The sequence below is a fragment of the Stenotrophomonas sp. LARHCG68 genome (assembly GCF_052871705.1).
This window is the reverse complement of record NZ_JBIXJV010000006.1, coordinates 1-14,585: the sequence shown is the minus strand read 5'-3', so window position 1 is coordinate 14,585 and position 14,585 is coordinate 1. Positions and strand designations below refer to the sequence as shown.

Genomic DNA, 14,585 nt, shown 5'->3' with positions numbered 1-14,585 from the left:
AGCGACCAAGGCCGCGCCTGCTCAATGGAAGTCCCGCGATTCCACCTGCAGCTCCCCGAGCAGTTCGCTCAGGTCGTACAGGTCACCGGCAATCAGATGCTCCACGCCATCCACCTTTTCCCAGCGCCCGCGCACCGCCATCAGGCGTGACTCCAGCAACGCGCGGCGCCGGCGCAACGCTACGTGCGGCCAGACGATCACATTGATCATCCCGCACTCGTCTTCCAGCGTGACGAAGATGGTGCCCTTGGCCGTGCCCGGGCGCTGCCGCTGCGTCACCAGCCCCGCCACATGCACGCCGCTGCCGTGCGAGCGCTGGCGCAGCGCATCCAGCCCGGCGATGCGCCGCCGCGTCATCTCCGCACGCAACAACGCCATGGGGTGTTGGCGCAGGGTCAGGCCAGTGCTGTTGTAGTCGGACAGGATCTCCTCGCCGGTTTCCGGTGCATGCAGTTCCACCGGACGCTCCTCCGGACTGCCCGGCAGTAGCGGCCGGCTGCGCTCGATGCCGGCCACCGCCCAGCGCGCCGCATTGCGGTTGCCCACCAGCGACTGCAGCGCACCGGCCTCGGCCAGCGCCTCGCGCGCCTTTCCATCCAGCCCGGCACGCTGGCACAGATCAGCCACGCTGTTGAACGGCCGTTGCCGCCGTGCCTCCATCAGCGCCCGCGCGGCGGCCTCGGAGAACCCGGCCACCTGGCGCAGGCCCAGCCGCAACGCCGGCTGGGCGCCCGGATCGGCATCGCTGCGCCACGCTCGTCCGCCCTGCAGCAGGTTGTCCCAGTCACTGCACATCACGTCTACCGGCAATACCTCGATGCCCTCGCGCGCCGCGTTGCCGCGGCGGGCGTCCTGCACGATCTGGCTGGCCGAGTAGAAACCCATCGGCTGCGAATTCAGCAGCCCGCAGGCAAACGCCGCCGGCTCGTGCCGCTTGAGCCAGCAACTGGCGTACACCAGCTTGGCGAACGACGCAGCGTGGCTCTGCGGGAAGCCGTAGGAACCAAAGCCCTTGATCTGTTCGAAGATCTGGTCGATGAACTCCGACGAATAGCCCTTCTTTTCCATCAGATAACGAATCTTCTTGCGATGCGGTTCCATGTCACCGCCGCGTCGCCAGGCCGCCATCGACCGCCGCAACCCATCGGCCTCGTCGGCCGAATAGCCGGCATGCATCACCAGTTCCATCACCTGCTCCTGGAACAACGGGATGCCCAGCGTCTTGCCGAGGATGTCCTTCACCCCTTCGGATGGATACGTCACTGGCTCCAGGCCCTGCCGCCGGCGCAGGTAGGGGTGGACCATGTCGCCCTGGATCGGCCCCGGGCGCACGATCGCCACTTCGATCACCAGGTCGTAGAAGGTCCTGGGCTTCAGCCGCGGCAGCATCGCCATCTGCGCCCGCGATTCGATCTGGAACACGCCGATGGTGTCGGCGCGCTGGATCATCGCGTAGGTAGCCGGGTCTTCGGATGGAATGCTGGCTAGGTCGAAGTCGCGCCCGCGGTGTTCGCGCACCAGGTCCAGCGTCTTGCGCAGGCAGGTCAGCATGCCCAGCGCCAGGCAGTCGACCTTGAGCAGGGCCATGCTCTCCAGGTCGTCCTTGTCCCACTGGATGATGGTGCGGTCGGCCATCGCCGCGTTCTCCACCGGCACCACGCTGGACAGCGCGCTATCGGAGATCACGAAGCCACCCACGTGCTGCGACAGATGCCGCGGGTGGTCGCGCAGCATCTCGGTCACGTGCAGCACCTTGGCGATCAGCGGGTTCTCCAGGTCAAAGCCGGCCTCGGTGATGCGCTGCTCCATCGGGGTCTCGCCGTTGCCCCAGCCATAGCAGTTGGAGAGCAGGCTGATCTGGTCCGGCGGCAGGCCGAACACGCGCGCCACGTCGCGCACCGCGCTCTTGCCGCGGTAGCTGATGACCGTGGCCGCCAACGCGGCGCGGGCACGTCCATATTTGCGGTAGACGTACTGCAGCACCTCCTCGCGTCGCTCGTGCTCGAAGTCCACGTCGATGTCCGGCGGCTCGTCGCGCGCCTTGGACAGGAAGCGCGAGATCAACAGGCGGTTCTCGCTGGGGTCCACGGCGGTGATGCCCAGCGCATAGCAGACCGCCGAGTTGGCCGACGAACCTCGTCCCTGGCACAGGATGTTGCGGTCGCGCGCGAAGCGGACGATGTCGTGCACGGTCAGGAAGAACGGCTCGTACTTGAGCTCGGCGATCAGTTCCAGCTCGTTCTCGATGTCATCGCGCACCTTCGGCGGCAGCGGCCGGGTCCGGTTCCAGCGCTCGGCGATGCCTTGTTCGGTCAGTGCACGCAGGTAGCTGGTCGGGGTATGCCCGGCCGGCACCAGCTCGGCCGGGTACTGATAGTGCGTGTCGCGCTTGAGTTCAAACTGGCAACGCTCGACCAGCGCCACCGTGGCCTGCAGCAATGCCGCCGGATAGATGTTGCCCAAGGTGCGCCGGGCGCGCAGGTGGCGCTCGCCATTTCGGAACAGGTGCGCGCCGGCCTCGGCCAATACAACGTTGTGACGGATGGCGGTGAGCGTGTCCTGCACGATGCGGTCGCGACGGCGCGCCATATGCACATCACCACTGGCCAGCGGCACCAACCCGGTCGAGCGGGCCAACGCCAGCAACGCGGCCAACCGCTCGGCGTCATTCCAGTCGCGGTGCAGCTCCACCGCCAGGAAGGCACGCGCACCGAACACCGCTTTCAACCACCTGCCCTCGTCCGCTTCGGGCTCGACGGCCGGCAACCACAGTGCGAACAAGCCGGGCGGCTGGTCCTGCAGCACGCGCTCCACGTCGGCCCGCGCGAGCCGATACGCGCCCTTGTCGGCCGCACGCCGCCCCTGCGTGATCAGGCTGCACAGCTGTCGGTAGCCCGCGCCGTTCTCCACCAGCAACACCAGCTTCAGGCCATCGGCCAGCGTGAACTCACTGCCGACGATCAGGCGCACGCCGGTCGCTTTTGCCGCTTCCCAGCCCCGCACGATGCCGGCCAACGAACATTCATCGGTGATGGCCAACGCGCTATAGCCGCACTCCCGCGCCCGCTCGAACAGCTTTTCGGCGCTGGAGGCGCCGCGCAGGAACGAGAAGTCGGACAGGCAATGCAGCTCGGCATAGGCCGGGCTGCCATCGGCCGCGTGATGTGCCACATCGTCGTTGGCGGCAGCGGCCAGACGCTGGCCGACACGCCAGTTGCGCGGCGCGCGTGCGCCCGGTGTGTCCGGCTGCACACCCGGCGGCAGGTCATCCCGGCTCATGCGAACCAGCCCTGCAGCATCCAGCCCTGCTGTTCGCCCGGCGCGGCGAAGACCCAGGCGCGCTGCCCCTGCACGGTCTCGACCACGTAGTAATCGCGGCGCGCATCGTCACCGTCCCACCAGCCACTTTCCAGACGCTCCGGCCCGGACAGGATGCGCACCCGCCCGTCCCGCAGCGGCACCGGCTCGGGCAGCAACCAGGTCGGGCGCGGCGGGCGCGGCGGTGCGGTCGTCTCCACCGCTGCATCACCGCTGACCTTTTTCCACGCCCGTTCCGGGCGCGGGTCGTCGCCGGCCGCCAGCCGATACACCGCCTCGTCCCCCAGGCGCGCCCGCAACCGTTCTCGCAGGTGCGGCCAATCCATCGCCTGCTGCGGGCGGGTATCGAACAGGTCACGCGCGGCCGGGATGAACGGCGGCAGCTGCCGCGCCAACAAGCGCATGCCGACCACCGGGCGCGGGATCTCCACCCGCTCCAGGCGGTTGCGCGACAGCTCGAACAGCATCGACGGCGAACGCTCCGCCGCCAGCAGGCCGACCTCCACGTCGGTATGGCCTTCCTCGTGCTCCAGCCGCAACAGGAAGCGCTGCACGCCGCCGTCGCGGATGGACAGATAGGTACACAGGTCGCCGATCAGGCGCCGCAGCGGGAACAGCAAGGCGGTATGCGTTTCCACCTCATAGCCCAGCTCCAGGCGTGAATCGAAATGGTCCGGCGGGGCATAGCAACTCAACGGATCATCGGCTTCGCCATATAAGCGGCGCAGGTGCTCCAGCACCTCGCCGCCGAAGCGGCGACGCACGCCTTCGCTGGGCAGCCCGCGCAACGCGGCCAGGGTACGCACGCCCATGCGATGCAGGCGCTCGCCGGCATCGCCGGGCAAGGCCGCACGCCGCACCGGCACCTTGTCCAGCAGGCCCTGCAACGCAGCCAACTGGGTAACCGCCATGCCATCGCGCAGGCCCACCAATACCCGCGCCGCACGCGGGGTGGGTGCCAACGCGATGCGGTGACGGAAGCCCAAGGTATCCAGCTCCTTGCGCAGGCGCCGCTCGAAGCGCGGCCACGGCCCGAACAACTGGAAGCTGGCCTTCACCTCCAGCACGATCGCGTGCGACCACTGCTGGCTCACCAGCGAACTGTGCCGGTATGCCCACGCCGCCAGGAAGCGATGCCAATGCGCCTCGGCCTTGGGATCGAAGTCCAGCGTGCGTACCTGGGCCAGCAGCGCATGCGCCGCCGACAGCCGCATGCCCGGCGCCAGCCCATGCTGGGCGGCGCTGTCATTGACTGCGTACAGGCGACGCAGCTGCGCCGGGCCATCCACCAGCGCCAACGGCAGTTCCGGATCCGGCAGGCGGCGCAGGACAGCGTCCAGCGCCAGTTGCGGCAGCAGAATGCAGGCCCAGAGCATGGCGTGCGCTCACTGCACCAGTCGCAGGGGCTGCGACGGCACCTGTCCGCCGCGGCATTTGCGCACCTGCCAGGCATCCTGCGCCGGCAGGTATTCCAGCCGCAGCGCGGCCGGCGAGGCATTCACCGCATGGCGCCGATCACGCAATGCAAAACCACAGCAATCGCCGCTGTCGGCCGCCACCTGCAGGCGTCGCATCGCCCGCGCATCGGCGGTCTTCGGCCACCCCAGCACCGCCGCACAGGCACCGCTGCGCAGGCATTGCTCGAACGCCCACAGCGCATCGCGCGGCTCGGCTTCCACCACCTCCAGCCCGGCCAGCGCCACGCCACCGGACTGCCACGCCGGCGCATAGGGAATGTATGGAGGCGCCACCAGCACCACCCGGTTGCCGGCCTGCGTCATCCGCGCCAGCGTCGGCAGCAGCAACGCGATCTCGCCCACGCCATCGGCTGGCAGCAGCAGTTCCGTCAGTGCCTTGCGCGGCCAGCCACCGGTGGGCAACACCGCGTCCAGCGGGGCGTGGCCGGTGGCCTCGCCCTCATGGTTGAGCGCACTGCCACGGCTGGCCCGCCATACCGTGCGTGCCGCCATCAGTTCGTCCAGGGCCAGTACTTCGCCCATTGTTCAACCCTGCCTGATCAGGCCGCAGTAGATGCCTTCGATGGCGAAGTCGGCATCGGCCGCCACCACGATCGGCGCATGTGCCGGGTTGCGCGGCAACAGGCGGATCCCATCGCCCCCCCGCTCCAGCCGCTTGATGGTGATTTCATCGTCCAGGCGCGCCACCACGATCTGGCCGTTGCGTGCCTCGCCGCTGCGCTGCACGCCCACCAGGTCACCGTCCAGGATGCCGTCGTCGATCATCGAATCGCCCTGCACCTGCAGCAGGTAGTCCGGGCGCCGCGCGAACAGGCCGCGGTCCAGCCGCAGTTGCCGCTCCAGGCCGATGTCCGGCCCGATCGGCTGGCCGGCCGCCACCCGGCCCAGCACCGGCAGGTCCAGCACGGCCTGCGGCTCGGCCCCGGGGATGCGGATGCCCCGCTTCTGCCCGCTGCGCAGCTCGATCAGCCCGGCCTCGGCCAGCGCCTGCACATGCTTCTGCGCGGCAGTGCGCGAGGCAAACCCGCAATGGGCCGCGATCTCGGCCAGGCTGGGCGGCGCGCCCTGGCCCACCCGCTCGCGCAGGAAGGCCAGTACCGCTGCACGTTGGGAGGACAATTCTGACATGGTGTACATATGTACACCAAAGGCATTCAACTGCCAATAACGGATTGCAAAACCTGACCGGCACGTCGCTGGCAAGCGGTCTCCCCGCGCCCATTCACCTCACGCGTGCCACTGTCCATGGCCCCATCAACGCCATCTGCCGGAAACCAGACTGCAGCATCTGTAGGAATAAACTTACAGGGCGTCGGGCCTAACCCGCATTGTGTAAGGGCCATCCCGACGGGAACATTCCTAACTTCTGACAGGCAGCCACGGCGTTGGATGCTTTATGAGTTACGAAAACCTACAGGCCAGTTTTGACAGCCTGGCCCAGGAAATCGTCGTCTACGCCTTCGCCCTGCGCGATGGCGAACGCAAGCACATGATGCGCGAGCTCTGCCTGATCGCCGGCCAGATTGCCCAGGTGGTGCAGGGACGGGCCGATGAGGTCAAGATCCTGTGCGCGCTGGACGGCACCATCCACCGCGCCAACAGCATGGTCAACGCCGTGGAGCAGTGCGAGAACATCCGCGAGCGCACCGCGCGCCATTACCTCGGCAACCGGCACACCTGCCGCGATTGATCACCGCATCGTTGCGCCGCCGCTGCGTTACCCATCCACCGTTCCACCCTGCCGGCCCTGGACGAAGGCCTTGAAGGCATCGGCAGGCAACGCCTTGGCATACAACCAGCCCTGCGCGTACTGGACGCCGGCTTCCATGAGGTAACGCGCCTGCGCCTCGGTCTCCACGCCTTCGGCCACCATCGCCAGATTCAACTGGTGTGCCATGCTGATGATGTGGTTGACCACGATGCTCTGGGCGGCCTCCTGGTCGATGGCCTTGACGAAGGACTTGTCGATCTTCAGCGCATCCAGCGACAGCCCCTCAAGCAGCGACAGGCTTGAATAGCCGGTACCGAAATCGTCGATCACCACGCGGTGGCCCGCGGCGCGCACCTTCCGGATCGCCACCGCGGCAGCGGAGGCATTCATGAAACCGTGCTCGGTGATCTCCAGCCAGACCTGCGATGGGTCCACGCCTGCCCGGCTCACCGCCTGGGAAAGCCGGGGCAGGAAGCACGCCGTCTCCATGTCATCGGCGGGGATGTTGAGGCTGACATGCAGCTCGCCATGTGCACGGAAGAAGGCGCCCATTTCCTCCAGCGCGGTTTCGATCACCAGTTCCGTCAGCGCCGAAGTCAGGCCCTTGGCTTCGGCCAGGGGCAGGAACTCGCCTGGCAAGGCGATCCGGCCATCCGGCTGCGGCCAGCGCACGAGCGCCTCGGCCCCCCGGCAACGACCGGTCGTAAGATCCATGATCGGCTGGTAATGCACCACCAGTTCGCGGTTCCTGATCGCCCGCTTCAGGGCTTTCTCCGGCGAGGGCTGCTGCCGCCACACGCACAGGATCAGGCCCAGCAGCATGGCCGAGATGACGCCGCCGATGAGCACGGTGTAGCGCCAGTCCAGCAGCAGCGATGCTTCGTGCGCCCCCTTCTCGACAAGCGCGAACGCGACCAGGCCCGAAACCGGGCGCGCGGCAAAGACGAACTGGTCGGCGCGCGGCGAATGGCCTCCGACCAGCAGCGCCTGCACGAGCTGCGGGTCAACCTGCGTGGAGGATTCCAGCACGCGCCCCTGGCGGCTGGCCACCCCGTACACCGTGCCCTTGTCCGCGACCAGGTCGGTGAGCCGCCCCGGCGTGATGAGCACGCCATAGTCCCCGCGCCGGATCTCGACGCGCGGGCTGCCCTTGAACAGGACCGGACGCTCGGCATAGGACAGCCAGTTGCCACCGCCGATATCAAGGTCGGACGGATGCGCCGGCACCGGCGGATCGATGCTGCCCAGCCGCGAGCAGACCAGTTCCGAGTTCCTGAAGAAGCCCACGTCCTCGATGCTGCGCGAGTCCGCGGCCACCTGCCCCATCATCTTGCGGTGCGCGAGCGAACAGTCGGTCCGGTCGATGCGCTGCGCACGCGACAACGCCTGCCTGGCATCATCCAGCGTGCGTTCCACGCGTGATGCGGTCCAGGCAGCTGCATTGCCAACGTATTGTTCCTGCGCCCTCAGTGACTGCGCCTGCAGCAGCTTCGACACGCCAAGCAGGGGGAGCATGCCTGCGGTGATTGCCAGAAGCACTGCGCTGAACATTACCGATCGTTTTCTCATGCACCCTCGCAATGTCGGCATGCCCTTTCCCTTGGGCAAACCGTCATTACGATACACCCGCCATTCACCGCCATGGGGGAAGGGCCGTTTCAGCCCCGGGCCTGGCCGGTGACCCATCGACGCTACGTCCGCCAGGCCTCCGGCAACTGGCCGCAAAAGCCCCTTGACGCTCGGCCTGCCGTCAGGCGCATACTGGCCAAAACCGTGACATCCGTTGCAGATTCAGGGGGCTGTGATGGGATTTGCAGAGCTGCGCGCAGCGCTTGAGGACTCGGCCTCCGAGCTGATCGCCCATGCCTATGGCATGTCACACGCCGAGCGGTCTTTCCACCTTCAGCGGGTCGGCCTGCTGGCCGGCCGGGTGCTGTCGGCCGCCGACGGGTTGCCCGATGCGGGGGCGGTGGCCGCATCGGTTGATGCCCTGCTCCACCGGGTCCAAAGCCATGTCGGGGCCATCGAGCAGTGTGAGCGGATCCTGCGAACAGCCCCCGGGTGGCTCACTCCGTCCCGGCGCCTGCCCTGACGAAAACGGCCCGGGGAACCGGGCCGTGGCGGTCGCCAGGCAGCAAGCCGCTGCCTGGCGTGGTCTGCAGCAGTCCCCAGGACGAGCGCTGCAGGTGACCGCCCAAAGCGGTCGGTGACACGCCTTGCTTACTTGAAGTCGAGCGTCTGTTCGAACGACTTCAGTGCGTGGCGTGCCAGCGCCAGGTTGGCGCGGGAGCGGTCCAGTACCACGTACAGGAACAGGTCCTGGTTGCTCTCCAGCGGGCGCAGCAGGTGGTACTGCTTGGCCAGGGTGATCAGGACATCGTCAATGGTGTCGGTCAGCCCCAGCGAAGCAGCGGCACGACGCTTGGCGCGCACCACTTCGGCGTTGCCGGCAGCGGCGATCTCCATGTTCAACGAACCGCCCCCGAGCAGGCCCAGGGCCATGCCGCTGCCGCTGTCCACCAGCGCAGCACCCACAAAACCCTCCAACTCGCTCAACTTGTCCAGCTTCACGTTTCCAGCCATCGCTTGATCCTTTTCGACTCCATGGTGACCCGCTCGCACGCCGGCAGGCCGGCCGCGCAAGCGATTGGGGCGGAGTCTAGGAGCGCAGGGGAACGGGCTTCACTCACAGGTGATCGCAAATCGTCGCGCATGTTCTCTTTCGATCACACGCAACGGCGATGGCAATGCCTCAACAGGCGACGGTATAGGCCAGCAGGCGCTTGCCCACCACGGCCAGGATACGGTTGAGCAGTTCGACATCCGTGGGCTGGCCCAGGTCCAATGCCTGCTTGATGACGCGTTCGGGCAGGTCCAGGCTGGCGGCCGCCGCCCTGAAATCGCGCCCGCTGGCAAACATCTCGTTGATGACCATCACCTTGAGGGCCTCGCCGGGCGAGAGCCGCACGAAGAAGGAAGGCGAAGGCCGGGCCTTGGGAACGCGGATGGGCAGCTTGGAGCGTACGCAGCGGGCGATCTCCGCCAACAGCGCACCCTTGAGCTCGATGAGCGGATCACGGCGGGCGGCAACGGAAACTTCCGGCCAGTCAACCAGCGCCACCTTCACTTTTCCCTGGCTGGCATCCACTCGTACCGCGTACTTGAACATCCCGTGATCTGGCTGGTTTCCCCGAGGCAAATCTAGCAAACGGAATGTGAAGAGAACTGTCCACGCAGATCACAAATCACGGCGTGCTCCCCCACGAACACCCGCCGCCATTGCGAGGGAGAAGCCTGTAGCGCCAGCATGATCGACGCCATCAATCGATAGGGCTGATGGCGGCGATGCAGCCCGGTCGCGGCAGGCGCGTCAGATCGCGCCCGGGCGCAACCGCAGGCTGCCCAGCACCTGGTCCCAGGCCGCCAGTGCCTCGGCATCGTTGCCAAAGGCGGCGGCCGGCGCAGCCTGCTCCTCGGTCAACAACTGCAGCGAGAGGAACGGGAACTGCAACGACTCCGCGCGCCCCTGCGATTCCCACAGGAACGCGTACATGCGTTTGCCGCCCTCCTCGGCATGGGCAAGGATCTCCTGCCCCTGGATCGGCCCCACGTCGCGCTCACCGCGGCGCAGGTTGCGCATCTTCGCCTGGGCGGCGGCGTATTCGGGTGGCAGGTCGCTACTACGCTGCAACAGCGGGCGGTCCGGCCGGCCGGTCACGTACGACATCAGCGTCATCCGGGCGCCTGGATAAGCGCGTGGACGCAGGCCGATGGTCATCTCCTCGCTGTTGATGCGGTTGCCCGCGATGAAGCCCGAGTCGATGCAGAACCCGGCGGCGGTCGGGATGGTGGCGGGATCGCGGTAACTGATGCGCGGGCGCAGGGCGCGATAGTTCTCGATGGCGGCCAGCAGTTTGGCCGCATCGGTCTCGCCGCTGACCAGGTAGCGCACGCCATGCGCGCGGTCCAGCACATACAGTTCCTGCCGATGGCCGGCCTTGCTGGTGTCGCTCACCCAGGAGGTCAGCAGCACCGCATCCTCGTCGATGCGGGTCTGGCTCACCGACATGCTGCCGCCCAACCGATGCGACGCGGCCGCCAACGCGGCCTCGCGCGCGGCAACCTGCTGCCGGAACCGTTCGGTCGAAACGCCGGTGGCGGTCTCCACCTTCTTCTTCGCATACACGTAGCCAGGGTTGACCGTGGTACCGGCCGGGACATCCAGCAGGAATCGTCCAACGCACAATGTCTTCATATCGCTTTCCCGTTGTAGCGGCGCCGCGCAGGCAACACCCGCGGCGCCAAGGGCCAATACCGTCAACGCCAGCAGGGCGCGCAATGCCGGCCATCCCGAGGCCATCGTCACCCGCTCAGGCCCAGTCCGCGCCCTGCGCCAATCGCACTGCGGCGTACAGGGTTGCCCATCGCGTGCGTTCGTCGTTGTAGCTGCCTTGGTGGTCATAGCCCTTCTTTCCCTTTTTCGCGTACTCGCCGGTACCGAGACTGCCTTGCCGGAAACACGCCAGCACATCGATTTTCGGGGCGGCACCTGAACAGGCCGGCACCGTGCCGTCACCGGGGTCCGTCGGGTCGGCGATCTCCAGTTTGATCTGGCCGCCTGCACCCTTGAGCTTGACCTTCCCGTTGCGGTTGTCCGACACCGTCTCCATGCCGTCGGCACTCATCATGCTGCCCCCACTCCAATGCAGCTCTCCCCAGCTCAGCTGCTTTGCATCGTCGCCGTAGTGCACGTAACTGGGCGCGTGGTACTTGCGGCTGATGTCCTTGTGGAAGAACTGCACGCCTTCGATGTTGATCTGGAACGAGGTGCGCGCCGACAACGTCGGGCCATCCTCCTCCTCGCGTGCCGACGCCGCTTCCGCGGTCGGCGCGGAAGGGTCGAGCAGCTCGGTATTGCCCTCCGGGACCAGCCCGTACCATTTCGTGTTGAGGTAGATCTCCTTGTACGGGTCACCGTTGAACGGGATCCGCGCCCCGTTGTCGCCCAGCTGCAACCATGGCTTGCCCTGGTTGTAGTCGGCGGCCGGCAGCAGTTCCAGGCCACCCGGCGCCTGCGCCAGGATCGCGATCACTTCCCCCGCATTGCGGCCCAGGATGATGCTGGAGACGCCGGTATAGCCCGCGCGGCAATGGTGATAGGTCGCGGCGGCGCCGGTCGCCGGCATCACACCATGCGAGATCCCCAGCAGGTTGCCGTAGTTCTCCAGCCGCGAAATCGCACGCGATACCAACCCGCCCATCGAGTGCGTCACCAGCACCACCTTCTTGGCACGGACGCCGCGCTTGGCGTAGTACGGCAGGATCACCTGGTCGATGCGGGCGATCATGTCGCGGGCAGACAGGCGATTGCTCTGCAGCCAGTTGTAACCGCCGGACCAGACCTCGAAGCGATAGTGCGCGGCCTTCTTGCACTGCTCAGGCGTCAATGCCGCGCTCATCCCGTTCTGCTCGCCGTACTCGGCCGGCGCGCGTACGCCATCGCCGCTCCACCACGGCTGCAGCTTGCCGGCGGACATCAGGTCGTTGAGCTTGCGATGCATCTCGGCCATCACCGGGTTGTAGGCCGAGCGCATCAGCGAGCCCCATCCGCGTTCACGCGCCAGCGCTTCGGGGATGGTGCCCTCCGCGTCCAGGGAGCCGCGCTCGTCCACCTCGGACGTCAACGGGTTCAACAAGCGTTGCCGGGTAGCCGCGCCCCGGAACAGGAACACGACCATCTGCCCCAGCGCCCCCAGGATCGCGCCCACGCCGTCGGTATTGGGCGGCCGCCACACCGGGTCACCGGTGATCGTGGACTTCAGGTTGGTCCCCATGATGCCGGGCACGAAGATCACCGGGATCACCGCATCGGTGTCGGCCTCGACCACTTTTTCGCGCTGGTCCTTCAACGCGGTCAGGCGTGCGCGCGCGACCGGGCGTCCGTCGGCATCCCAGTCGCCGGTCGGCAGCAGTACTTCGTCTTTCTCATCCATGCGTCACGCCTTCCCCAGGATCTTGATGACCACTTCATCGATGCCCTGCCCACGTTGCCGCGGCAGGCGTCCCTGCGCATCGGTGACCAGCTCGCTGCGCCCACCGTCACTGCGGGTGATCTCCACGCGCGTATTGGCCATGGGCTCCCCGGTCGCGCGATGGCGCACGACATAGAGATCGTCAAACTGCGCGTTGGGCCAGCTGTTCATTTCGGTGGACAGGTGCGTCGGCCCCACGAACCGCTTCCTGCTCGCATGCACGGTGATCTTTCCCGGGCAGTTGAAGCTGATGTTGCCGCCCTCGATCGTCACGCTCGCACCACCGGCGGTGGCGATGTGGATCGTCTTGCCGGCCGCCAGCTCCACCACGCCCTGCGCACTGGCCGCGCGCAGCGCCTGCCGCGACTGGATCTGCACCTTGTCGTTCTGCGCCTGCACGTCCAGCTCGCCGGCACCGGTGACCACGCTCAGCGCGTTGCCTTCCTTCACGCCACCATCGACCGCGGCCGCCAGCACCCCGACCGCCTGCCCGGCATGCAGCCGCGCATCCCCCATCACCGTGGTGTCGCTGTGCTCGCCGCTGGCCAGCAGCAGCCCTTCACCGGCCGTCCAGTGCAGCGCCTGCCCGGCCACCTGGGCGATGCCCGCCGGCGCGGCCAGGCCCAGCAGCGGATCACCGCTGTGCGGCACCCGCCCTTCGCCGGGTTGCGCCTGCCGCTCGGCGGCCTCGCTTCGGGCCTCGCCGTAGCCATCGCCACGCACCGTGGTGTTGACGCTGTCCTGCAGCGCCGCCAGCGGCGCCTTGTCGGCGACCAGCTGCGAGCGCGCCTTGCCACGCGCACCTTCCTGCAGCGCCAACGGGCTGGCCAGGTGGGTCCGTGCCGCCTCGCTGAAGCGCTGGCCCAGCTGGTTCACCTGCTTGAGCAGGGCCGACGGCTGCACCGCCTCGCCCACCGGCTGTGCTCCGTCATGCGCATACGCACTGAACCAGCTGCCCGCCGTCGCACGCACCGCGCCCCAGCCGTCGGTGCGCAGCTCGAAGCCGGTGCCGCGCAGGCTGCCCAGGAAATTGTCCGACTGGTGGCGCAGGTGGCCCAGCGTCAGCTGCGAGGTCTGCTGGCTGCTGGCCAGCTGCACCCGCAGCTGCTGGTCCGAGTCATCGAACAGCAGGTGATTGCTGCCCTGCCCGCCGTCCCATTCGCGTGAGCGGATGCCCCACACCGCACCGGCGTGCCGGTGCGCATCGTCACCCCCGCCGGCGGCATGCCAGGCCGGGGCATGGCCACCGCTCAGGTTGCCCTGCGCACTGCTGCGCTGGTCCCCGGCCTGCCTGTAGATCGCACGATCCGTCTCACCCTCGGCACCGGCCGGGGTCGGCGCCACGCCCGCTTCGCCGCGGCCGTTGTACAGCGCGCCCAGCACGATGGGCCGGTCGATGTCGCCCTCCAGGAACCCCACCACCACTTCCTGGCCGATGCGCGGCAGGAACTGGCTGCCCACGCCCGGCCCGGCGTAGCGCTGGGCCACCCGCAGCCAAGTGGTATCGCCCTGCGCATCCTGGAAATGGAAACGCACGCGTATCCGCCCCAGGCTGTCGGCGTGGACGTCCTGCCCGCCACCGTCGTGGCCGGCCACCACGATGGCGGTCTGGTAGCCCGGCGCGGTCGGCCGGGGGTTCAGGCGCGCGCCGGTGGCATCGTGCAGTTGGGGCCGCCAGGGCTGCGTCCGCTCCACGGCGGTGAAGGTATTGCCGTAGCCCACTTTCTCGGCCGAAGCCCAATTGGTCGTACTGCCGTCCATCAACACGGCACCCAGCGTCGTCTCCACGCTCCTGCGCAGGTCGGTCGGCAGGTTGTTGATGCCGGTGTGCTCCACCGCGACCAGCAGCAGCTCCGGCGGTTCGGCAAACGGCGCCTGTTGCACCCGCACCCAGGTGCCGGACTGCAACCCACGCACGCTGCCCTGTCCGTGCCAGCACCGGCTGTGGGCTTCCAGCACCTGCGCCTGCAGCTGCGCGTAATGATCGGCCGTGGCGCCATCGGCGAAAGCATACGCACCGGCCGGGTCGTAGTGCTCGCGCTGTGA

The 14,585-nt window shown here is 67.7% G+C and carries 12 protein-coding genes; 2 read left to right on the top strand and 10 right to left on the bottom strand.

The genetic code is table 11. From position 1 onward, the window contains the following. Positions 1 to 21: 21 nt before the first annotated feature. Genes ACIPR8_RS16555 through lexA form a run of 4 tightly spaced genes read right to left on the bottom strand, consistent with a single transcriptional unit; the run spans position 22 to position 5,924 of the window. Positions 22 to 3,279 (bottom strand): error-prone DNA polymerase, encoded by a 3,258-nt coding sequence (locus tag ACIPR8_RS16555; protein WP_446541721.1) that lies wholly within the window; start codon positions 3,277 to 3,279, stop codon positions 22 to 24. After that, positions 3,276 to 4,694 carry a Y-family DNA polymerase gene (locus ACIPR8_RS16550; protein WP_446541720.1) on the bottom strand — a complete coding sequence of 473 codons (1,419 nt, stop codon included), beginning with the start codon at positions 4,692 to 4,694 and terminating at the stop codon, positions 3,276 to 3,278. The genes ACIPR8_RS16555 and ACIPR8_RS16550 overlap by 4 nt, the downstream gene beginning before the upstream one ends. Positions 4,695 to 4,703: 9 nt before the next feature. After that, complete coding sequence (imuA, locus tag ACIPR8_RS16545) at positions 4,704 to 5,318, bottom strand: translesion DNA synthesis-associated protein ImuA (protein ID WP_165931224.1); 615 nt, start codon at positions 5,316 to 5,318, stop codon at positions 4,704 to 4,706. 3 nt (positions 5,319 to 5,321) lie between these two features. Next, positions 5,322 to 5,924, bottom strand: a complete 603-nt coding sequence (gene lexA / locus ACIPR8_RS16540; RefSeq protein ID WP_446541845.1) for a transcriptional repressor LexA — start codon at positions 5,922 to 5,924, stop codon at positions 5,322 to 5,324. Between the two features lie 268 nt (positions 5,925 to 6,192). On the opposite strand from lexA, the gene ACIPR8_RS16535 reads away from it, so the two are divergent. After that, the gene (locus ACIPR8_RS16535) at positions 6,193 to 6,486 is read left to right on the top strand and encodes a hypothetical protein (RefSeq protein ID WP_132865976.1); all 294 of its coding nucleotides are present in this window, start codon (positions 6,193 to 6,195) and stop codon (positions 6,484 to 6,486) included. 27 nt (positions 6,487 to 6,513) lie between these two features. On the opposite strand, the gene ACIPR8_RS16530 is transcribed toward ACIPR8_RS16535, so the two are convergent. Next, entirely contained in the window at positions 6,514 to 8,022 is a 1,509-nt protein-coding gene (locus ACIPR8_RS16530; protein WP_446541719.1) for an EAL domain-containing protein, read from the bottom strand. A 289-nt stretch (positions 8,023 to 8,311) separates the two neighbouring features. On the opposite strand from ACIPR8_RS16530, the gene ACIPR8_RS16525 reads away from it, so the two are divergent. Further along, positions 8,312 to 8,599, top strand: coding sequence for a hypothetical protein (locus tag ACIPR8_RS16525; RefSeq protein WP_446541718.1), 288 nt, complete (start codon positions 8,312 to 8,314; stop codon positions 8,597 to 8,599). A gap of 128 nt (positions 8,600 to 8,727) precedes the next feature. On the opposite strand, the gene ACIPR8_RS16520 is transcribed toward ACIPR8_RS16525, so the two are convergent. The 5 genes from ACIPR8_RS16520 to ACIPR8_RS16500 form a co-directional block, all read right to left on the bottom strand. Next, positions 8,728 to 9,090 carry a roadblock/LC7 domain-containing protein gene (locus ACIPR8_RS16520; RefSeq protein WP_132865973.1) on the bottom strand — a complete coding sequence of 121 codons (363 nt, stop codon included), beginning with the start codon at positions 9,088 to 9,090 and terminating at the stop codon, positions 8,728 to 8,730. Between the two features lie 169 nt (positions 9,091 to 9,259). Continuing rightward, positions 9,260 to 9,676 carry a hypothetical protein gene (locus tag ACIPR8_RS16515; protein ID WP_132865972.1) on the bottom strand — a complete coding sequence of 139 codons (417 nt, stop codon included), beginning with the start codon at positions 9,674 to 9,676 and terminating at the stop codon, positions 9,260 to 9,262. A gap of 201 nt (positions 9,677 to 9,877) precedes the next feature. Continuing rightward, positions 9,878 to 10,762 carry a T6SS immunity protein Tli4 family protein gene (locus tag ACIPR8_RS16510; RefSeq protein WP_446541717.1) on the bottom strand — a complete coding sequence of 295 codons (885 nt, stop codon included), beginning with the start codon at positions 10,760 to 10,762 and terminating at the stop codon, positions 9,878 to 9,880. 115 nt (positions 10,763 to 10,877) lie between these two features. Then, on the bottom strand, positions 10,878 to 12,500 hold the full coding sequence (locus tag ACIPR8_RS16505) for an esterase/lipase family protein (protein WP_446541716.1): 1,623 nt from the start codon (positions 12,498 to 12,500) through the stop codon (positions 10,878 to 10,880). Positions 12,501 to 12,503: 3 nt separating this feature from the next. Next, positions 12,504 to 14,585, bottom strand: a 2,082-nt coding sequence (locus tag ACIPR8_RS16500) for a type VI secretion system Vgr family protein (RefSeq protein WP_446541715.1), incomplete at its 5' end; no start/stop codon positions are given.